Origin of the sequence: Bradyrhizobium altum (assembly GCF_020889705.1) — a bacterium.
Classification (GTDB): Bacteria; Pseudomonadota; Alphaproteobacteria; order Rhizobiales; family Xanthobacteraceae; genus Bradyrhizobium; species Bradyrhizobium altum.
Genome location: NZ_JACMYP010000082.1, coordinates 1 through 20,744 on the forward strand (window position 1 = coordinate 1; position 20,744 = coordinate 20,744).

Annotated in this window: 18 protein-coding genes; 11 read left to right on the forward strand and 7 right to left on the reverse strand. The window is 63.7% G+C overall.

What is annotated here, in order from left to right; genetic code table 11:
* On the reverse strand, window positions 1-124 hold a 124-nt coding region (locus H8B02_RS20660), incomplete at its 3' end, for a LysR family transcriptional regulator (protein WP_229167941.1).
* Between the two features lie 111 nt (window positions 125-235).
* On the opposite strand from H8B02_RS20660, the gene H8B02_RS20665 reads away from it, so the two are divergent.
* The 3 genes from H8B02_RS20665 (at window position 236) to rnk (ending at window position 2,050) form a co-directional block, all read left to right on the forward strand.
* On the forward strand, window positions 236-802 hold the full coding sequence (locus tag H8B02_RS20665; RefSeq protein WP_229167914.1) for a chromate transporter: 567 nt from the start codon (window positions 236-238) through the stop codon (window positions 800-802).
* Complete coding sequence (locus H8B02_RS20670) at window positions 799-1,329, forward strand: chromate transporter (RefSeq protein ID WP_229167915.1); 531 nt, start codon at window positions 799-801, stop codon at window positions 1,327-1,329. Before H8B02_RS20665 ends, H8B02_RS20670 begins: the two co-directional genes overlap by 4 nt.
* Window positions 1,330-1,630: 301 nt before the next feature.
* Complete coding sequence (gene rnk / locus H8B02_RS20675; RefSeq protein ID WP_229167916.1) at window positions 1,631-2,050, forward strand: nucleoside diphosphate kinase regulator; 420 nt, start codon at window positions 1,631-1,633, stop codon at window positions 2,048-2,050.
* Between the two features lie 246 nt (window positions 2,051-2,296).
* On the opposite strand, the gene H8B02_RS20680 is transcribed toward rnk, so the two are convergent.
* Together H8B02_RS20680 and H8B02_RS20685 are read right to left on the reverse strand one after the other, a co-directional pair.
* Window positions 2,297-2,491 carry a hypothetical protein gene (locus H8B02_RS20680; RefSeq protein ID WP_229167917.1) on the reverse strand — a complete coding sequence of 65 codons (195 nt, stop codon included), beginning with the start codon at window positions 2,489-2,491 and terminating at the stop codon, window positions 2,297-2,299.
* Between the two features lie 156 nt (window positions 2,492-2,647).
* A complete protein-coding gene (locus H8B02_RS20685; protein ID WP_229167918.1) occupies window positions 2,648-2,857 on the reverse strand; it encodes a hypothetical protein in 210 nt (69 codons plus the stop codon).
* Here H8B02_RS20685 and H8B02_RS20690 point away from each other — a divergent pair.
* On the forward strand, window positions 2,847-5,759 hold the full coding sequence (locus H8B02_RS20690; RefSeq protein WP_229167919.1) for an ATP-binding protein: 2,913 nt from the start codon (window positions 2,847-2,849) through the stop codon (window positions 5,757-5,759). The two genes, H8B02_RS20685 and H8B02_RS20690, sit on opposite strands and share 11 nt — an antisense overlap.
* Window positions 5,760-5,865: 106 nt before the next feature.
* Here the strand turns inward: H8B02_RS20690 and H8B02_RS20695 are convergent, their stop codons facing one another.
* Complete coding sequence (locus tag H8B02_RS20695; protein ID WP_229167920.1) at window positions 5,866-6,930, reverse strand: ketopantoate reductase family protein; 1,065 nt, start codon at window positions 6,928-6,930, stop codon at window positions 5,866-5,868.
* Between H8B02_RS20695 and H8B02_RS20700 the strand changes: the two genes are divergently transcribed.
* From H8B02_RS20700 to H8B02_RS20725, 6 genes are all read left to right on the forward strand, one after another.
* Window positions 6,929-8,278, forward strand: a complete 1,350-nt coding sequence (locus tag H8B02_RS20700; protein ID WP_229167942.1) for a TetR/AcrR family transcriptional regulator — start codon at window positions 6,929-6,931, stop codon at window positions 8,276-8,278. The genes H8B02_RS20695 and H8B02_RS20700 overlap by 2 nt on opposite strands.
* Window positions 8,279-8,579: 301 nt before the next feature.
* Window positions 8,580-9,818 carry a branched-chain amino acid ABC transporter substrate-binding protein gene (locus H8B02_RS20705; RefSeq protein ID WP_229167921.1) on the forward strand — a complete coding sequence of 413 codons (1,239 nt, stop codon included), beginning with the start codon at window positions 8,580-8,582 and terminating at the stop codon, window positions 9,816-9,818.
* Window positions 9,819-9,953: 135 nt separating this feature from the next.
* Window positions 9,954-10,901 carry a branched-chain amino acid ABC transporter permease gene (locus H8B02_RS20710; protein ID WP_229167922.1) on the forward strand — a complete coding sequence of 316 codons (948 nt, stop codon included), beginning with the start codon at window positions 9,954-9,956 and terminating at the stop codon, window positions 10,899-10,901.
* Window positions 10,898-12,190: a branched-chain amino acid ABC transporter permease gene (locus H8B02_RS20715; protein ID WP_229167923.1), complete on the forward strand. Its 1,293-nt coding sequence runs from the start codon at window positions 10,898-10,900 to the stop codon at window positions 12,188-12,190. Before H8B02_RS20710 ends, H8B02_RS20715 begins: the two co-directional genes overlap by 4 nt.
* Window positions 12,187-12,936 (forward strand): ABC transporter ATP-binding protein, encoded by a 750-nt coding sequence (locus H8B02_RS20720; RefSeq protein ID WP_229167924.1) that lies wholly within the window; start codon window positions 12,187-12,189, stop codon window positions 12,934-12,936. Before H8B02_RS20715 ends, H8B02_RS20720 begins: the two co-directional genes overlap by 4 nt.
* Window positions 12,936-13,631, forward strand: a complete 696-nt coding sequence (locus H8B02_RS20725) for an ABC transporter ATP-binding protein (RefSeq protein WP_229167925.1) — start codon at window positions 12,936-12,938, stop codon at window positions 13,629-13,631. Before H8B02_RS20720 ends, H8B02_RS20725 begins: the two co-directional genes overlap by 1 nt.
* 46 nt (window positions 13,632-13,677) lie before the next feature.
* On the opposite strand, the gene H8B02_RS20730 is transcribed toward H8B02_RS20725, so the two are convergent.
* Both H8B02_RS20730 and H8B02_RS20735 read right to left on the reverse strand, forming a co-directional pair.
* Window positions 13,678-15,441, reverse strand: coding sequence for an adenylate/guanylate cyclase domain-containing protein (locus H8B02_RS20730; protein ID WP_229167926.1), 1,764 nt, complete (start codon window positions 15,439-15,441; stop codon window positions 13,678-13,680).
* 96 nt (window positions 15,442-15,537) lie between these two features.
* Window positions 15,538-16,452 carry a LysR family transcriptional regulator gene (locus H8B02_RS20735; protein WP_229167927.1) on the reverse strand — a complete coding sequence of 305 codons (915 nt, stop codon included), beginning with the start codon at window positions 16,450-16,452 and terminating at the stop codon, window positions 15,538-15,540.
* A gap of 68 nt (window positions 16,453-16,520) precedes the next feature.
* On the opposite strand from H8B02_RS20735, the gene H8B02_RS20740 reads away from it, so the two are divergent.
* Window positions 16,521-17,138 carry a GNAT family N-acetyltransferase gene (locus H8B02_RS20740; protein WP_229167928.1) on the forward strand — a complete coding sequence of 206 codons (618 nt, stop codon included), beginning with the start codon at window positions 16,521-16,523 and terminating at the stop codon, window positions 17,136-17,138.
* 60 nt (window positions 17,139-17,198) lie between these two features.
* Here the strand turns inward: H8B02_RS20740 and uca are convergent, their stop codons facing one another.
* On the reverse strand, window positions 17,199-20,741 hold the full coding sequence (uca, locus tag H8B02_RS20745) for an urea carboxylase (RefSeq protein ID WP_229167929.1): 3,543 nt from the start codon (window positions 20,739-20,741) through the stop codon (window positions 17,199-17,201).
* Between the last annotated feature and the right edge of the window lie 3 nt (window positions 20,742-20,744).

The following is a 20,744-nucleotide window of genomic DNA, read 5'->3' on the forward strand; positions in this document are numbered from 1 at the left end:
CGGTTTCCAGCGCGCGGATCTGCTGGCTCAGCGGCGGCTGCTGGATGCCAAGGCGCGCGGCGGCGCGGGTGATGTGGCCCTCGTCGGCGACCGCGACGGCATAGCGGAGATGGCGCAGCTCGATCATCAGGCGATCCATATGCAATAGGTATGCAAATTCCCGTATCCATATATTGGATATTTGGCACGCGGCCAACTAAAGTCAGTTCAGGAACGAACCGGAGCCGCCCCGCCGATGGACGCCATACCCGCCGCACAGACCGCCAAGCATGACGCACCTGATGTCGGCGAGTTGTTCACGGGCTTCTTCATCCTCGGCCTGACCGGTTTCGGCGGCGTGCTGCCGCTGGCGCGCCACATGATGGTGGAGAAGCGCGGCTGGCTGACCGGCGCCGAGTTCACCGATTTGCTCGGGCTCTGCCAGTTCCTGCCCGGCGGCAACATCATCAACATGTCGGTCGCGGTGGGGCTGAAGTTTCGCGGCATTCCCGGCGCGTTCGCTTCGATCCTCGGCCTGATCGCGGTGCCGACCGCGGTCGTAATCGGCCTTGGCGTGATCTATGGCCGCTTCGCCGACGATCCGGTGGTGCGTCATCTGTTCGGCGGCCTCGCCGCCGCCGCAGCCGGGCTCCTGATCTCGACCGCAATCAAGATCGCCTGGCCGTTGCGCCGCGATGTGCTCGGCCTCGTCATCGGCGCGCTCTGCGTGCTGGCGATCGCGGTGTTCAGATTGCCGCTGCTGCCAACGCTATTGACGCTCGCGCCGCTCAGCATTTTCCTCCGATCGAGGCAGGCGTCATGACTGCAACCCTCGTCACACTCGCCCTGATCTTCGCCGAGCTCTCGCTGCTCGCCTTCGGCGGCGGCAACACCATCCTGCCGGAGATGCAGCGTCAGGTGGTCGACATCCATCACTGGATGACGGCGCAGGAATTCGGCGCGCTGTTCGCCCTGGCGCAGGCCGCACCTGGGCCGAACATGATGGTGGTCCCGCTGGTCGGCTGGCATGTCGCCGGCTTCCCGGGCGTATTGGTGACCTCGCTCGCCAAGTTCGGGCCGTCGTCGCTCGTCACCGGCTTCGCGCTTCGGCTCTGGGAACGCTTCAAGGACCGGCCATGGCGCCGCACGGTGCAGGCCGGGCTGGTTCCGGTCACCGCCGGCCTCGTCACCGCCAGCGCCATCGTCATCACCCATGCCTCCGCCTCGAGCTGGGGCACCATCCTGATCGCGGCAATGGTCGCGATCGCCACCACCAAGACCCGCATCCATCCGCTGCTCGCGCTCGCCGCCGGCGCGGTGCTCGGCCTCACCGGCATCGGCCAGCCCTGACGCAAGGCCGTTGCGGCGATGGCGCGTGCGCGCTTTCGCCGCAATGGATGCGACGTCGCCAGCGGCTATGTTGATGGTGCCATGATCGACATGTTGAGCATCGACACCCGCATTGCGCGCCTCGGCTTGCGCGCTGGACGTCTGCACGCAGGCACTTAGCCGGCCGGCGATCGCGCGCCGTCCGGATTCTCGACGTCGTCAAAATCATAGCTTCATCAAAATCATTCGCTCCGTCGCGTCGCGCCAGACATCCGCGCGCCAGCGTCGCCGCGCCCGCGATCAACCGCAAAGATCATCCGACATGACCCGAACCATTCAGAACAACTTTACCGCTCCTGCATTGCCGCCGATCGTGATCACCGCGAGTGAGGCGCATCGCCTCAGCGCGCTGGCCGATTCCAGCATGGCAGTGTTTCCGCGCGTGGCCCAGTTCCTTGCCCGCGAGACCGACCGGGCCCGGGTCGTCCCCGACGATTCCGAACTGCCCGACGTGGTCCGCATGGGCGCGCGCGTGCGCTACCGCGACGACGAGACCGGCGACGTCAGGGAAGTCGTGCTGGTGTACCCGCACGAAGCCGACATCGCGCTGCGGCGCATCTCGGTGCTGACGCCGGTCGGCGCCGCGCTGATCGGATTGTCGGTCGGCCAGACGATCGATTTCCAGACGCCGAGCCACCAGACGCGCTCAGTGACGATCCTGGCCGTGAAGCAGCAGAACTAGCGGCGTGTAAGGGAGCCACCGGCGGAAGGACTCCCTCCCCCCTTGCGGGGGAGGGTTGGGGAGAGGGGTGTCACACGACGGACTCTCAATATTCGTACGGCACGGTCGGCGCTGCGATAGCGACACCCATGCCAATCATCTCGCCCGGGGCCACCCCTCTCCCCACCCTCTCCCGCAAGGGGGGAGGGAGCCTAACCGGCGTGCTCACCTTACGTGCCGGCGATATCAGAATGCTCAGCGCGTAGCTTAAGCCGCCAAATGGCACTGCCCCAACTCGAGCCCGTGCCGGCGTCCGCGCGCGATGCCCTCGGCGATCGCCTTCACGACGATCTCGGCATCATCGGGCGAAAGCTGGTCGAGCGGCTGCCAGGCGCGCATGATGTCGCGCGCGCGCTCGAGGTCGCCATAGATTGCAAGGAGAGGAAGCGATTTGATCGGCATGTCCGTGGCTCCCAATCGCAACTGCGCGAGCCTACCTCACCTGGGTAGGCGGAGCCATGCGTTCGGCAGTCGCGATTCTGCACTTTGCTGATCGCCGATGCATGGCGGGAAGTCAGCAACTGGCTGCCATCGTAACCGGAGGCGCGACTGGCGCAGCTACAACACCAGCAACTGTCCTGAAACGAGCAAGATGCCGAGAATAATTCGCCGGAACAGCGCGTCATCGACGCAGCGAAAGACAAAAAGCCCGAGCGCTGTTCCTGCGAGGAGTGCCGGGATGCTGATGGCGAAGTCAACCAGGACCTTTGTCGACAGATCTCCTCGGATCAGCATAAGACCAAGTGCGAATACCTGCATGGCGGCCAAGGACGATCTGATCAGTGCAATCTGGGGCGGGCGCATCGTCTCGGAGTCAGCGCTCACCACCCGCATCAACGCAGCCCGTACGGCAATAGGCGATTCCGGCGAGGCGCAGCGGCTGATCAAGACCTTGCCGCGCAAAGGCGTCCGCTTTGTCGGCACGGTGCGGGAAGCACCCAGGGAGGTCGCGAACGCGGTCGTACCTCTGAAGGTCGAGATCTCCACCCTGGTGGTCGGCCGGACAGCCTCCTTCGCGATGATCGACCAGATGACGCAGCATGTATTGTCCGGCAGACGGCAGATGGCTTTTGTCACCGGAGAAGCCGGGATTGGCAAGACGGCCTTCATCGCCAAGGCGATCAAGCAGCTGACGGAACAGGGCTTCGATCAGCTCTATGGGCGCTGCACTGAACGATTCGGAACGGACGAAGTCTTTCTTCCACTCATCGATGCACTGGTGAACCGTTATCGCGCTAACGGCCGGGAATTGATTTCGGCCGTTCGCGCGCATGCCCCCACCTGGATACTGCAATTGCCAGGCGCCATCGACGCATCGGAACGCGCGGCTTTCCAGGACGAAGTGTTCGGCGCGACGCGCGAGCGGATGCTGCGCGAATTTTGCGATCTTCTGGAAGCGCTGAGCACCGGCCGCCCCTGGGTCCTTGTTCTCGAAGATCTGCATTGGAGCGACTTCGCGACACTCGACGTACTGTCTCGCTTCGCGCGCGGAAACGGCAAGGCGCGCGTGCTGGTGCTCTGCTCCTATCGTCCGGCCGATAGTTCCGCCGGCGGGCATCCTATCCGTCGCCTGCACCGGGATCTCGAGATCCATGGATACTGCAGCGAATTGCGGCTCGATCGATTGTCGCGTTCGGAGGTCGAGCGTTACCTGGCATTGCGCTTCGACGACGAGGAACTTGCCTCCAGCCTGTCAAAGCCCGTGTTCGAGCGAACGCTGGGACATCCCCTGTTTGTTGCCTCGCTGCTCAAGCATTTGATCGACCAGGAGTCGATCGTCGAAATCGACGGCAGATGGCGCCTGGCCTTGCAGGCGGCATTCACGCAAGATCGCGTTCCAGACAGCCTCCTCAACATGATCGGCCACGAACTCGATCGCCTCACCGATCACGAGCGGCGTCTGCTCGATGTCGTCAGCGTTGCCGGCGAAGAATTTTCTGCGGCCCTCGTTGCGGCCGGCCTGTCCGACGATGCGATCGACGTTGAAAGGGATATCGAAGCGTCGATCCGGAAGGATCAAATCCTCGTTCGTTCGGGAGTTTCCGAGTGGCCCGATGGAACATATTCGGGCTCCTACGCCTTTCGTCACATTCTCTATCAGAATATCATTTACCAGAATCTGCCGCCGGGGCGCGCGCAGACGCACAAGCGCTTGGGCAAGAGGCTGGAGGAGGCCTATGCCGGCCGCACCCCTGAAATAGCGCCCGCGCTCGCACTTCACTTTGAGCAGGGTCGCGACTTTCCGAGCGCGTTGCGCTACCTCAGGGAAGCGGCAAGGAGCTCGACGAAACGCCTCGGCCATGCGGAGGCCGCAAGCTACCTCACCCGCGCGCTTGGCATACTTGATCGTTTCGATGCGGCCGACAAATTCTCAACCCGCGTCGCACTCTTGCGGGAGCGGAGCTGGGCGCTTCGCTCATGCGGCGACCTCGTCGGCTCGATCCGTGATTTGCGCGACATGATTGCCTGCGCCGAACAGGCCGGCGAGATCAAGCAACAGCTCAACGGCCTCACGGCTGCGAGCAGTCTCTGCTTGCGTGTGGATCGCCACGCCTGCCTTGAGGCCGCTGAAGATGTACTGTCGCGAAGCCAGACGCTTGCGGACGGCACATTCAAGGCTCTGGTCCAGGGCAGCAGCGCGAGCGTCAACCTGTTCCTCAACGGCTGGCGCAAACAGGACGCCACGCTCTGCGACAGGGCGATCGAGCTGAGTGCGGATGCCACGAACTATGGCGTCTTGATCAGGCGCAATGGAATATCCGGTATCGTTGATTGCTGGAGGTCGCGGTACCAGGAGTGCCGCCGCGCCGGCACTGAAGGAAAGCGGTTGGCGCGCTTGGCCGGCGACGTTTACACTTTTGTTCTGTTCAACGTTCTTGAATCCATCGCGCTCATTCATCTGGGCGAATGGCGCGAATTGCGGCGTGAAATCACGGCCGGCCTGGAACTTGCCGTCAGGAACGCGAACGGCCCCAGCAGCGCATTGTGCCGGCTGACGCTTGCATGGTTGCATGTCGAAGCGATGGACTTTGATGGAGCCCGGGAGCTCTGCGAAAGCGTCGACGACAGTCTGCTGGTCGGCGATCAGTCGACCTACTTCCACAAGCGGGCTGTCCTTGCGAAGGCCTATGTCGGCCTGAACGATCCGTCAGGAGCTCGCAGGCAATTCGACGATATCGAGCGCCGCCGGAATGAAGAAGGCATCGACATCGAATTTACCGCCGCGACGCAGGTGTATCATTGCCTCGGCGAATACTACCTGCAGGTTGACGACTTTACGCAAGCTCAGAACTGTGCACGCCAGCTCCACGACTATGTGGCTACGGCTCCAGATCTCAATCACCTGGCCCAGGCCCACGGACTGCTCGCGCGTACTGCGCTTGCCCTGGGCGATTCAGCGGAGGCTCAGTTGCAGCTGTCCCGCGCGCTGGAGATCGTCGACGGTGCCGACTTTCCGATTGCGTCCTGGCGGGTGTACCGCACGGCCGCCGAGATCTTCGCGAAGCACGGAGATGTCGACAGGGCGGCGACGTATCGCATGCGATTTGCCGAGACCATTCGAACGCTCGCGCAAAACTTCGAACCCGAGGATCGGCTGCACAAGAGCTTGCTCGCGGTGCTGGCAACGCGAACCGCGCAACTCGAAGCGATGACTTCGCGGCCCGCTTAGCCGACCGAAACCACGGCAAGATCAACGAAGCTGATCGCTATCCCGTCGCTCATGGCAGTCGGGTTGCAGGTTCGAGCCCTGCCCCCGCCATCAACGTGCGCTCCCGTTACTCGGCGCCCGAGCCGCCCTGCACGATCTTCTCGTTCAGCTTCTGATCGACGGTCTCGACGGTGCGGTCGATCTCGGCGCTCGGCGTGCCGAGCTGATGCGAGATCAGCTTCACCAGCAGATCGACGCGCTCGATGAACGGCGCGCCGGCGGCGACCGCGCGGGCCGCCGAGGACGGCTTGAGCAAGCTTTCCGCCGCCTTGGCGTATTTCGCGAACGGCACCTGATCCGCAGGATCGGCGCCGAGCTTCCGCGCGATGGTATCGACATGATCATAGATCGCCTGCGAACGCGAGAGATCACCGTGGACGGCGTCGCGGATCGATTGCGGCTCAGTCGGCGTGATGCAGCGATAGTTGCCGGTCAGCAGCATCGACCATTTCGCCAGCGGCACGAACAGCGAATCGAACACTTTCAACTTCACCGGAACGTCCTGGCCGTCGAGCGTCACCGCGTCGATGTCGGCTTCGAGCTCGCGCAGCACCTTGTTGTGCTTGTCGTCGGCGAAGACGGAAGCCTTGAAGTTGGTCGGCAGGCCGACATGCAGCACGTTGGCCTTCTCCTCCGGCGGACGGAACGCCTGCGGATCCGGCGAGCACAGCGTGACGAGGCCCGGCTCGAAGCGCTCCCAGACCTGGGCGTTGGTGTAGGCCTCCTCGAGGTCCATGCCGGCGAGCGCGGGGATCCGCTTCAGATACGGCAAGGGCGGCATGTTCATGATCGACAGGCAGGGCAGCTTCGCCGCCGCGATCTTGATCATCAGCACGCGAACCGTGTGGTTGGTGTATTGCGGCTCCTGCATCGCAAGGCCAACCATGTCGTAGCGCGACACGTCGACATCGGCGGGCGTGACGGCGTCGAGCTTGCCCGGCAGGTCGCGCGAGAAGATCGAGCGGTGCTCCTTCTCGTCACGCAGCTTGATGCGCACCTCGGTGCCGTCGCGGTTGATCAGGTCCGCGGTGTTCTTCCGGCACACCAGGGACACGTTGTGCCCCGCCATCAGAAGCTTGGTCCCCAGCAGGGAGCCGTAGGAAGCCCCAAGGATCAGAATGTTGCGCGCCATGCTCTCTCCAAAAGCCGCTGGTGTATGGTATACCAACGTCTATCGCAGATCGACAAGCTGCTGCCAAGGGGATTATCTCGCGAACGGATTTTCGTTCCGCGATCAGGAAGGGCATTCGAGCTTGCAAGTCGCCGCCGACCCGACGGATCGGGCTGAAGAAATCCTCGTCTCAGCTTCCCGACTGTTTGCCCGCCACTCCTACGCGAACGTGACGATGGAGCAGGTCGCGGCGTCCGTACGGGCGGTGCCGGGCGCGCTGTACCACTATTTCCGCGACAAGGAAGATCTGATCTTCCACTGCTATCTGCGCGGCCTAGCGATTTATCGGCATGAGATTGAAACGGCGGCCGAACCCGGTATCGATGGGCTCGAGATCGTCAGGCGCTTTGTGCGCGGCAGGCTGCGGCCTGAAAGCCAGCGCATGATCCTGTTCACCGATATCGATGCGCTTGCTGCGCCCTACAGCAGCGAAGTCCACGCCAAGCGCTGGCAGAATGCCGCGCGGCTTGCGGAAATTCTGGATAGAGGCGTAGCGGACGGCTCGATCGCCTGCGACGAACCGCTGCTCGCGGCGGTGGCGCTCATCTCCATCCTGGATTGGGTGCCGTTCTGGCTGTCCGAACGCGACTACTACACGCGCCAGCAGGCGATCGATGCCATCGATGACATCATCACGCACGGCGTTTACCGGCGCGAGATCGCGGTTCCCGAGATGCCCGAACCGCTCAGCCTTGCCCCATTCCTGGAGTCTCGCGCGGCGTTGAACAAGCGGGCCGCAAAGTTCGACAGGATGCTTTCGATTGCCTCCGACAGCTTCAACCGCAGGGGCGCGTCAGGCACGTCGCTCGAGAGCATCGCCGTGGATGCAGGCATGACCCGCGCCGGCATCTACTATCACTTCAGCGAAAAGGAGAGCCTGCTGCTGGCCTGCCTGCGGCGCGGGCTCGCCGGCGAGATCAGCATTCGCGAACACCTGCAAGACCAGAGCCTCGGCGCATTCGATCACATCGTACAGAGGATCCGCCTGCTGTTGATGCTGCACGACACGCCCTGCGGCCCGAAGGCGACCTACCACAACATCAACTATCTCAACGACGTGGACCGGAAAGCCTATGTCGGTCAGGTGCTGGCGACGATCCGGCAGGACCAGGACAGCTATCAGCGCTGGATCGACGAGGGTCGCTTCCGCCGCATCGACACCTACTTCGCCGAGCGTATTCTGACCGGAATGGGCCACTGGTATCCGATCTGGTTCAAGACCAGGCGTGACTGGTCTCCAGCAGAGATCGCCGATCATTTCGCGCGGTTGTTTCTCTCGGGACTCAAGCCGCGCCGGCATCCGGCCTGAGCCGCCAATTCGCCTCCAGTTGCTTTAGCGATGCTGGAGCATCGGCCCGCCTATGTCGAGGGGACGACATCGGTTCCAGATGGTGAGCCAGCGTGCGAGCGCAGGCCTCATCCAAAAGTTTACCTGTAATTCAAAACAGCGACCAATTCCGAAGGCATATAGCCTATAACATCATACTACCTTCCGCTAAAACTTGACGCCATATTCAAAGCGAAAGTTGCGGAGGCGCGGCAATTGGGGTTATGAGACGGCCTCGATCGCTGAAGATCAATCAGAAACATGAGCATGGGAGGAACGCAGGATGCGTAAGCTGATCGTTGCCGCTGCGGCAGCGTTGACGGTGTTGGGAGGCGCGGCGTCCGCGCAGGAAACCATCAAGATCGGCTATATCGATCCGCTCTCCGGCGGCGGCGCCAGCGTTGGCGAAGGCGGCCTGAAGACGTTTCAGTATCTCGCCGACGAATTGAACGCCAAGGGCGGCATCCTCGGCCACAAGGTCGAGATCGTCCCGCTCGACAACAAGACCAATCCGCAGGAAAGCCTGGTGCAGGCGCAGAAGGCGGTCGACGCCGGCATCCACTACATCACCCAGGGCAACGGCTCGTCGGTCGGTGCGGCGCTGGAAGATTTCGTCACCAAGAACAACTCGCGTAACCCCGGCAAGGAAGTGCTGTACTTCAACTACGCCGCGGTCGATCCAAGCATGACCAACGAGAAGTGCAGCTACTGGCATTTCCGCTGGGATGCGAACTCGGACATCAAGATGGCAGCGCTGACCAACTACATGAAGGGCCAGCCGTCCATCAAGAAGGTCTATCTGATCAACATGGACTACTCGTTCGGCCAGTCGGTGCGATCGGAAGCGCGCAAGATGCTGGGCGAAAAGCGTCCGGATATCCAGATCGTCGGCGACGAATTGCACCCGATGCTCAAGGTCGCCGACTTCTCGCCCTACATCGCCAAGATCAAGGCGTCTGGCGCCGACACGGTCGTGACCGGCAACTGGGGACAGGACTTCGCGCTGCTGTTGAAGGCCGCGGCCGACGCCGGCCTCAAGGTCAACTGGTACACCTATTATGCGGGCGGCTCCGGTGGACCGACCGCGATCAAGCAGACCGGTCTCGACCACCAGGTGTTCCAGATCAGCGAGGGCATCCCGAACTCCGGCAACAAGGCGGCGATGGATTTCGAGAAGGACTTCCGCGCCAAGACCGGCATTTCCGTGTGGTATCCGCGCGCCGTCAATGAGATGCGGATGTTCAAGGCCGCCGCCGAGAAGGCCAATTCGATCGATCCGGTGAAAGTCGCAGCCGCACTCGAGGGCATGAAGTTCGAAGTGTTCGACGGCGGCGACGGTTTTATGCGCAAGGACGACCACCAGTTCTTCCAGCCGATCATCATCTCCTCGTTCGGAACGTTGGCCGACAAGGCCAAGGAGCCGTTCGACGAAGAGAACACCGGCTGGGGTTGGCACCCCGTCTCCAAGATCGACACCGATCAGACGATGCTTCCGACCACCTGCAACATGAAGCGGCCCTGATCGGCCGCTGGAAGACGCCTCCGCGACCACAGGGTTGCGGAGGCGTTCGCCTTCCGGCAGCGTGGTGGTGCCGGAGTTCATTTCACCGACAGGTTATTGATCACGTGAACCGTTCCAGTCTCAAGCGGGTGCGCCGTGGCTGAGCTCATCGTCATCTCGACGCTCAACGGCGTCCTGTTCGGCATGCTGTTGTTTCTGCTGTCCAGCGGGCTCACCGTCATCTTCAGCATGATGGGCGTGCTCAATTTCGCGCATGCGAGCTTCTACATGCTGGGCGCGTTCTTCGGTTATCAGCTCACGCGCTGGATCGGCTTCTGGCCGGCGCTGGTGATCGCTCCGCTCTTGGTCGGCGTCGTCGGCATGGGCGTCGAGCGCTACGGCCTGCGCAACACCCACAAGCACGGCCATGTCGCCGAACTGCTGCTGACCTTCGGTCTCGCCTTCGCCATCGAGGAAATCGTCTCGATGATCTGGGGCAAGAGCCCGGTCGACTATCGGGTCCCGGCGGCACTCGACTTTCCGGCCTTCACCGTGTTCTCCACCAACTACCCCGCCTACAAGATCTTCATGCTGGTGGTCTCGGTCGTGATCTTCATCGCGCTGCTGGTCACGCTGAAGCGGACGCGGGTCGGCCTCATCGTGCAGGCCGCGCTGACCCATCCGAGCATGGTCGGCCATCTCGGTCACAATGTCGGCCGCGTGTTCATGCTGGTGTTCGGCGTCGGCAGCGCGCTGGCGGGTCTTGCCGGCGTGATCGCCGGTCCCTCGCTGGTGACGCAGTCCGACATGGCCGCGCTGCTCGGGCCAATCCTGTTCGTCGTCATCGTGTTCGGCGGCCTCGGCTCGCTGCCCGGCGCCTTCATCGCTTCGCTCCTGATCGGGCTGATCCAGACTTTTGCGGTCGCGCTCAATGGTTCGCTCGCCAGCGTGTTCGGCCCGCTCGATCCGAGCCTCGGCGCCTCGCCGCTGACCGACATCTGGAACGTCACGATCGCGCAGATCGCGCCGATCCTGCCCTATCTGCTGCTGGTGCTGGTGCTGATCTTCCGCCCCATGGGCCTCTTGGGGACGCGCGAGTCATGAGCAACGCTGTGACCCCCGCTCCCGCCGCGGCCAAGCAGGAGTCCGGCGGCGCCCTGAGCTTCTATGGCGTCTGGCTGATCGCAGCCGCTGCGCTCGTCGTGCTGCCCCTGATCTTCTCCTCCGGCGGCTCGCTGACCTCGTTCAGCCTGATCGGCATCGCGATCATCTTCGCGCTGTCCTACAACATCCTGCTCGGCCAGACCGGGCTGCTGTCGTTCGGACATGCCGTGCAGTACGGCCTCGGCGGCTTCCTCGCCGTCCACGCCATGAACACGGTCGCGAGCCACAACTGGCCGATCCCGCTGCCGGTGATCCCGCTGATGGGCGGCATCGGCGGCATGGCTTTCGCGCTGGTGGTCGGCTGGGTCATGACCAAGCGCGCCGGGACGGTGTTTGCGATGATCTCGCTCGGCATCGGCGAGCTGGTCGCCTCGTCGTCGCTGATCCTGCGCAGCGCGTTCGGCGGCGAATCCGGTATCACCACCGACCGCACCAACCTGATGCCGCTGTTCGGCTGGACCTTCGGGCCGCAGATCCAGGTCTACTATCTGATCGCGTTCTGGGTGATGGTCTCGGCGATCGCGATGTACGCACTGACCCGCACGCCGCTCGGGCGCATCTGCAACGCGGTGCGCGACAATCCGGAACGGGTCGAGTTCATCGGCTACGATCCGCATGTGGTGCGCTATCTCGCCTACATGTTCGCCGGCTTCTTCGCCGGCATCGCCGGCGGCATCGCCGCGATCAATTTCGAGATCGCCAACTCCGCCTATCTCGGCGCGACGCAGTCGGGCCTGGTGCTGTTTTCGGCGTTCATCGGCGGTACCGCCTACTTCTTCGGTCCGATCCTCGGCGCCATCCTGGTGACCTATCTGCAGCTCGGGCTGACCAACGTCACCTCGGTCTGGCAGCTCTATTTCGGCATCATCTTCATCGCCATCGTGATGTTCGCGCCGGGCGGCATCGCCGGCATCTTGATGAAGCACCGTCCGCTGATCCGCGCCGGCACGCTCGGCACCGTGATCCCGTCCTACCTGGTCGCGGCGATCCCGACGCTGGCGCTGGCGCTCGGCATCATCCTGACCATCGAGACCGTCGCGCGCTTCTCGGGCGGCGACGCAATCAATCTGCTCGGCATTCCCTTCGTCGCCACCGCACCGACGACCTGGGCGGCCGCCGCGGTTCTGGTGGTCGGTGGCTTCCTGGTCGCGCGCATCACCTGGCGGCGCGTCGCGGAGGCCTGGGATCGCGCCGCGACGGTGGCCCGTGATCGGGGGTATCTCGCATGACCGCAGCCATCGAAGTCAACGCCGTCGAGAAGAGCTTCGGCAATGTCGCCATCATCCGCGATCTCAACCTGAGCGTCGCCAAGGGCGAGCGTCACGCCATCATCGGCCCGAACGGCGCCGGCAAGTCGACGACGTTCAACCTGATCAGCGGCTACATCAAGCCGACCTCGGGCGAGATCCGGCTGAACGGCGAAGTCACCTCGGGATTGCGGCCGTTCGAGATCAACCGGCGCGGCCTGTCGCGCTCGTTCCAGGTCACCAACGTGTTCGCCCGCATGACGGTGTGGGAGAACGTCCGCTGCGCCGTGCTGTGGGCGACCGGCCACCGCTACGCGTTCTGGAAGAATGTCGACAACCTGCCCGAGGTGAAGCAACGCACCGCCGAGATCCTCGACGACATCCATCTCAGCCATCGCCGCGACGTGCCGGCGGGTTTGCTCACCTATGCCGAGCAGCGCGAGCTCGAGATCGGCATCACGATTGCGGGCGGCGCCAGCGTCATCATGCTGGACGAGCCGACCGCGGGCATGAGCCACGCCGAGACCGAACGCGCCGTCGCGCTGATCCGCCGCCTCACCGAAGGACGCACGCTCGTCATCGTCGAGCACGACATGAGCGTGGTGTTCGGCCTCGCCGACCGCATCTCGGTCTTGGTCTACGGCCACATCATCGCCTCGGGCACCCCGGAGGAGATCCGCGGCAATCCGAAGGTCAAGGAAGCCTATCTCGGCGAGGAGGTCGACTGATGCTCGAGGTCAGGAATCTCCACGCCTATTACGGCAAGAGCCACATCCTGCAGGGCGTCGATCTCGACATCGCCGCCGGCGAGGTCGTCAGCCTGCTCGGGCGCAACGGCGTCGGCCGCTCGACCACCGTCAAGGCGATCATGGGCGAGGTGCCGCCGCAGGGCACCATCCGCTTCAAGGGCAAGGACATCGCGGGCCTGCCGAGCCACAAGATCGCCCGCCTTGGCCTCGGCTATGTGCCGGAGCATCGCGACATCTTCCCGAGCCTGACGGTGCGTCAGAACCTGATCCTCGGCATCAAGGACCCGCGCCGCCCCGGCAAGTGGCGGCTGCAGGAGATGCTCGACATGTTCCCCAACCTCGCCCGCCGCGCCGACACGCCGGCCGGCGTGCTGTCGGGCGGTGAGAAGCAGATGCTGACCACGTGTCGCACGCTGCTCGGTGATCCCGAATTGATGATGATCGACGAGCCGACCGAGGGCCTGGCGCCGCTGATCGTGCAGCAGGTCGGCGAGCTGATCGCGCGGATCGCCAAGGCCGGCGTCGCCATCCTCCTGGTCGAGCAGAAGCTGTCGATCGCGATGAAGATCTCGAACCGCGTCTACATCATGGGCCACGGCCGCGTCGTGTTCGAAGGCACGCCGGAGCAGCTCAAGGCGAATGCCGCCATCCGCGAGGAATGGCTCGAGGTATGAGGCGGGAGGTCGACCGGATCTCGTCCAAGCCGAGAACGTCCGCAACTTAGCTTGACGATGGCAACCCAGCTTCTGTGAGGGCTTGGTGAAAAAGCTGTTGTATCGCCTTTGGCCTCACGGGCTGGATCGGCATCGATGTGATCGATAGCTGCGGCAGTGCAGCCAACAAGGCGCCACATGCGGTTGCTGCCTCACTCGTCTTGCCGAGCAGCTGTAGACTTGCCGTCAACATCGCGTGCGCCACCCAGTAGTCGGGCTTTCTCTCGATCGAAGATCGCGCCCACTTCGCTGCTTCCGAATACTCCGCCAGCAAGAAATACGAGATCGACAGCACGGTGTAGCGAAAGAAGATGCTGGGATCTTTTGGATTTAGCCTGATTGCGAACTTTGTCTTCTCGATGCTTTCCTGTGCGCGGCCGCCGTAGGCCAGAATGGTACCTAATGTCCCATAACCGAGTGAAAAGTTCGGATTGATCTCGATCGAGCGTTGAAGGGCTCCGATTGCCTCGTCAATCCGGTCGTTCAAGGTACCCAATACAATTCCAAGACCCCAATAGACATGCTCGTCGTTGATAGACAACTTCAGCGCTGTTCGGATTGCTTGCTCCGCTTCGGATTTGAGTTCCTCCGCATTTGAGGCAAAGCCCATGAATATGATGTGGCTCGTTACCAGCGACAACAGCTTGTAACCTTCCGGGCTCGCCGGGAAATCGACCGTCATTTGCCTTGCAAGGTCCCGAGACTTTGCCAAACTATCCCGATTGAGCCGGTAAAACTCCTTCCAAGCCTTCTTGTTTGCGGCCCAGATATCAAGCCCGGCAGAGATTGTTCGATCTATCAAGCTCCCTTCCAGGAAGATCAGCTCGGTCTGGAGCGTCGCGACAACCCGCCTTGTGATGTCGTCTTGCAGGTCGAAAATATCGACCAGATCGCCGTCGTATCGCTCCGCCCAGACATGACCGCCCGTCTCCACATCGATCAGCTGAGCATTGATGCGCACGCGCTGACCGGCACGCCGAACACTGCCTTCCAGGATGTATTTGACGCCGAGCTCAGCTCCGATTTTCTTGATGTCGACAGGCTTGCCCTTGTAGGTGAAGGTCGAGTTGCGCGCGATGACGAGCAGCCCCTTGAACCGCGAAAGTTCGGTGATGATGTCTTCCGTGATGCCATCAGCAAAGAAATCCTGCTCGGGGTCGCTGCTCATATTGTTGAACGGCAAGACCGCGATTGATGGGGTTGCTTCCAGGGTGACAACCACGGGGCCCGAGCTCTGCAGTCCTTTCCCGACCGAATAGGCACGAATGGGCTTGCCGATGTTCTTGAGTTTCAACTCGCCGCGATCTTCGAACCGAACATCGATCTTGCGGACCACCTCGGAATAGAGCTTCTCCGATACCAATATCGCTCCTGGCTCGCACAATCCTTCCAGGCGGGCGGCGATGTTCACGCCTTCCCCATAGACATCGCCATCGTCCTGGATGATCACATCACCCAGATTAAGACCGATCCGAAGCTGCAGAGGCTGCGTGAGCCGGGAAACCTCTTCTTGAATGGTGATGGCGCTTCGGAGCGCGGCCATGGGGCTTGCAAATTCGGCGAGGAATCCATCTCCCGTGGTCTTGATGAGACGTCCATGCTCATCGTGGAGACTGGGTTCGATGACTTCGGTCCGCAGTTGAGTAACACGCGCGACAGTACCTTCTTCGCTCTCCTCCATGAGGGCCGAGAAGCCAACGACATCGGCTGCCAGAATAACAGCTAGGCGCCTCAACATCGGGACACCGGGAGCATGAGCAAATTTGATCAAGAATATAAGGTCTGATCATACCCGCCCATCCCAGGTTGTAAATCGACTATTCCCGTGAACTGGCGCCACATCCGGGCAAAGCGGCACGGATCGGGGTCAGGCCGGAGTGCGGGCGGGCTTCCTGTATTCCGCGGTCTCGGCGCGAAGCAGGTCGCAGAATTCGAGCGCAAGACGGCTGCGCGGCCGTTGCGACGGAAACAGCAGCACGGTGGTGATCTCCAGCCGCGGCGTGAACGGCTTGAGCACGATCCGGGCGCTGGCAAAATCCCGCGCCACGACGGGATCGACGATCGAGAAGCCCAGCCCCTGCGCAACCAGCGCGCAGCGCTGCATGCTGTACTGAATCTCCGCCACCGTTATGACCTCGGCCCCGGCGTCTTCGAAGGCGCGTTCGAGGCGCGATCGATGCGGTGCGCCCGGGGCTGGCGCAATCATCGCCTCGCCGTGCAGGTCTTTTGGCATGATCAATCGCTTGGACCGCAGCCGGTGCTGACGCGGCAGCACGCAGATGGCGTCGGTCGTCATCAGCAGTTCGTCGTCGACCGCTGCAAAACCTGACTGGGGTCGCGCCAGCCCGACATCGCACTGGCCTGCAGCAACCAGACTCCAGACCCGTTCAGGACTATGCACGGCGACCGACAGCATGATGCCAGGGTTCTTCCTGGAGAACTTGCTGACGATCCGCGGCATCAACGAATAGGTGAATGCTGGAAGGCAGGCGATCCTCAGCGTCCCGCTGCCCCGCGCGCGAATGCCGCGCGCCGCACGCGCCAGATACTCCAGCCCGGCCTGGTTGCGGTCCACCTCATGCAGGAATATCTCGCCTTCCGGCGTCAACGTGACGCCGCCGCGCCCGCGTTCGAACAGCGCGAAGCCGATCTCGCGCTCCAGCCGCGCGATGGCACGACTGACGAAGGGCTGCCCGATCCGCAGGCTCAGGGCCGCCTTGGTGATTCCGTTGTGACGCACGACCTCGCGAAACAGGTCAACGTGTCTGGGATTCAGGGACATGACCAATCCGCATATGAACTGCCATTCCGGTCATTTGACGGCATGTTGGTTCGATGCGTCAATAGGGCATGCAATTCGTAGACAGCCATGCCGCCTTGGCCACCGACCGCATCCTGCTGACCAGGATCCACGGTTCTGAGATCTCGCGGGTAAAGCCGCTCGGGGACGCCGGCATGCTTCGGCAGCTCGATCGCGGCGGCTCCGGCCAGGCGGCGGCCGCGCGCATGGCAACCACGCTGAGCTGCGCGAACGTCACGGCCACCTTCGCGATCGAGGACGCCGGGTCAGGCGACATCATCGGCCTTACCGCTTTCGCGGCGCTCGAGCCGGAGGAGAAGCGGGCGAGGTTTGCGCCGATCTGGAGCAGCGGACGATTGGCCGAGGTCCTGCTCATCAGCCATGTCGCGCATCTCATGACGCGGTATGCCTTCGAGGTGCTCGCCGTCGAGCGGGCCGAGGTGCATCTGGATTGGCGCCTGCGGCGTACGCTCGAGCTCTACACCGGCCTCGGCTTCCACTGCGAAGGACGGCTTCGCGCCTATTTTGCTTGCGATGAAGGCCCATCCGCCGACGCTGCGGTCCTCAGCGTGGTACGCTCCGGATGGCCTGCCATCGCCGACCGACAGCGCCGGCTCCTTGCCAACGAGGCGTGGCGCTGTCGGCTTCCGTCCGATCGTCCCCCGTAGCGCAATGACGGGGATAGGACCGCAGCAGATCGGCACGAAATGCTCGTGACGCGGCCGATTCTAGTCCGGCTGGATCAACGCCACGACGTCGCCCGCCCGCAGCGTCTGGCCGGGTTTCACCGGCACCGACGCAATCCTGCCAGCGCTTGGCGTGTGCACGCTGATCTCCATCTTCATGGATTCGATGATGGCGAGCGTATCGCCGGCCGCGACCGCGGCGCCCTCCTCGACCAGGATCTTCCAGATGTTGCCTGGCACTTCCGAGAACGCGCCGACCTGGCCGTCGGGAATGCCGGTCGCGGCGGCACTCGCATCGATCGACTCCACCGGCGTCTCGTCGAGCTTCATCTCGCGCCAGCGCTGACGCTCGGCATCGAACGCGGCCTGCTGCGCCGCCTTGAACGCCGCAATCGACGGCCGCGCGTCGGCCAGCGACTTCGCGTAGTCGGCGTAGGAGAACTCGCCCTCTTCGATCCTGATGTCGTATTGCCCGTGCGGGAATGCGGCGCGTGCGTCGAGCAATTCGTCGGCCTCGACCGGAAAGAAGCGGATCTTGTCGAAGAACCGCAGCAGCCAGGGATGACCAGGCTCGAACACCCGCGTGGTGCGCCAGCTGTTCCAGACCTGGATGGTGCGGCCGAACAGCTGATAGCCGCCCGGCCCTTCCATGCCGTAGATGCACATATAGGCGCCGCCGATGCCGACCGCGTTCTCCGGCGTCCAGGTCCGCGCCGGATTGTACTTGGTGGTCACCAGCCGGTGCCTTGGATCGAGCGGCGTCGCCACCGGCGCGCCGAGATAGACGTCGCCAAGGCCGAGCACGAAATAATCAGCATCGAACACGATGCGGCGGACGTCCTCCTCGCTCGCAAGCCCGTTGATGCGCCGGATGAACTCGACATTCGACGGACACCACGGCGCATCCGCGCGGACCAGCTCCTGATATTTGCGCATCGCAAGCTCGGCCTCTGGATCCCGCCACGACAGCGGCAGATGCACGGTGCGGCTCGGCACCCGCATCGCATCGACCGGCGGCAGTTCGCGCTCGATCTTTCGTAGCAGGTCGAGCAGCTTTGTTCGCGACAGCACCGTGCCGTCATAATGGATCTGCAGCGAGCGGATGCCGGGCGTGAGGTCGATCAGGCCGCCGAGTTTTGCTTCTTCCAGCGCCTGCGCCAGCACATGCACGCGCAGCCGCAGCGCGATGTCGAGCTCCATCGGACCATATTCGACCAGCAGATTGTCGTCACCGGCGCGCCGGTAGACCACCGGGATCGGACCATCATCATGGCGCCCGACGATGGCCGAGCCGACCTCGGGCGCGCGCAGCACCGTGGGGCCGGCAACCGGATCGTCGCGTTTCACCGGCACGAAGCGGACGGTGTCGCCGGGCCGGAGCTGGCCGATCTTCCAGAGCTCGTCGCGCGCAACGACCGCCGGACAGACGAAGCCGCCGAGACTCGGTCCGTCGGGTCCCAGAATGATCGGCATGTCGCCGGTGAAATCGATCGAGCCGACCGCATAGGCGTTGTCATGAATGTTCGACGGATGCAGCCCGGCCTCGCCGCCGTCGGCGCGGGCCCAGCGCGGCTTCGGCCCGATCAGCCGCACGCCGGTGCGGGCGCTGTTGAAGTGCACCTCGTAGCTCGCCGCGAACAGCGTTTCGATGTCCTCGTCGAGGAAGAAGTCGGGCGCACCATGCGGGCCGTAGACCACGCCGATTTGCCACGCCGACGCAAGCTGTGGACGTTCGTCCTCCGTTGCGCGGCGCGGCGCCGCAAGGCTCGACGTCTCGGCACCGATGTGCAGCACCTCGCCGGCCTTCAGCGAGCCCGTCGCATGGCCGCCGAAGGCACCGAGCGCAAACACCGCCCGCGAGCCAAGAATCTCGGGCACGGCGATGCCGCCGCGCACGGCGAGATAGCTGCGCTGGCCCGGGCCCTTGATGCTGCCGATGACGAGCGTCTGACCCGCGCGCACCGCGACCGGTTCGTCATAGGCGACATCGATGCCGTCAAGCGATGCCTTCATGCGTGCGCCCGAGAGCGCGACGATCGCATCGGTGTTGAATCGCAAGGTCGGCCCGTTGACCGTCAACTCCAGCGCGGTCGTGGTGTCCGGATTGCCGACCACGCGGTTGGCAAGACGAAACGACCGCTCATCCATCGGCCCACTGGGCGGCACGCCGACATGCCAGAGATGCAGCCGGCCGGGCAATTCCTGCACGCCGCTTTGGGCACCGGGTGCGACGACATCGATGGTGTGGGGGCGATAGGCGAACGCGCCGAGCACGCTGGTCGCCACCTTGCCGCTGCGGAACACGTCAGACGCCGCGATCGCGCGGAGATAATCGAGATTGGTCTCGATCCCGGCAACGACTGTGTCATCCAGCGCTTTCGCCAGCTTTGCGATCGCGGCGTCGCGCGTCTCGGCCGACACGATGATCTTGGCCAGCATCGGATCGTAGAACGGCGAGACCTCGGTGCCGGTCTCGATCCAGCCGTCGATCCGCGCATCCGGCGAAAACGCGACCTGCGTCAGCCGGCCCGCGCTCGGGCGAAAGCCTGCGCCCGGGTTCTCGGCATAGAGCCGCACCTCGATCGCCGCGCCCTTCGGTGCGAGCGCGCCGGCCTGGCCCAGCACATCCTCGCCGGCCGCCTGCCGGATCATCCATTCCACGAGGTCGACGCCAGTGACCTGCTCGGTGACGGGATGCTCGACCTGGAGACGAGTGTTCACCTCGAGGAAGTAGAAATCCTCGCGCGCGACGTCATAGATGAACTCCACCGTGCCGGCGGATTCGTAAGACACCGCCTTACCGAGCGACACCGCGGCCGCGTGCAGCCGTTGCCTGATCTCGACGGAGAGACCGGGCGCCGGCGTCTCCTCAAAAACCTTCTGGTTGCGCCGCTGCAGCGAGCAATCGCGTTCGCCGAGCGCGACCACATCGCCCCTGCCGTTGCCGAAGATTTGCACCTCGATGTGGCGTGCCCGCGCGACGAACCGCTCGAGATAGACCCGGGCATCGCCGAAGCTTGCGCGCGCCGTGCGCTGCACGGATTCGAAACGTTCGCGCAGCGTCGCCATGTCGTGGCAGAGCTGCATGCCGATGCCGCCACCGCCCGCCGTGCTCTTCAGCATCACCGGAAAGCCGATTCTCTCGGCCTCTCGCACCGCCTCGTCGATAGTCTCCAGCAGGCCGGAGCCCGGCAACAGCGGCACGCCGCTTTGCTCGGCGATCTCGCGTGCGCGGTGCTTGAGGCCGAAGGCGTCAAGGTGCTCCGGCCGCGGCCCGATGAACTTGATGCCGTGCTCGGCGAGCCGCTCGGCAAAGCGGCGGTTCTCCGACAGGAAGCCGTAACCGGGATGCACTGCCTGCGCGCCGGTCGCGAGGCACGCCGCCATGATCGCGTCGACGTTGAGATAGCTCTCGGCGGCGGGCGCCGGACCAATGCGCACCGCCTCGTCGGCCTCGAGCACCGGCCGCGTGAAGCGGTCGGCGTCGGAATAGACCGCGACCGAGCCGATGCCCATGCGGTGCAATGTTCTGCCGATCCGCCCGGCGATCTCACCGCGGTTGGCAATCAGGACCTTGCTGAACATGCC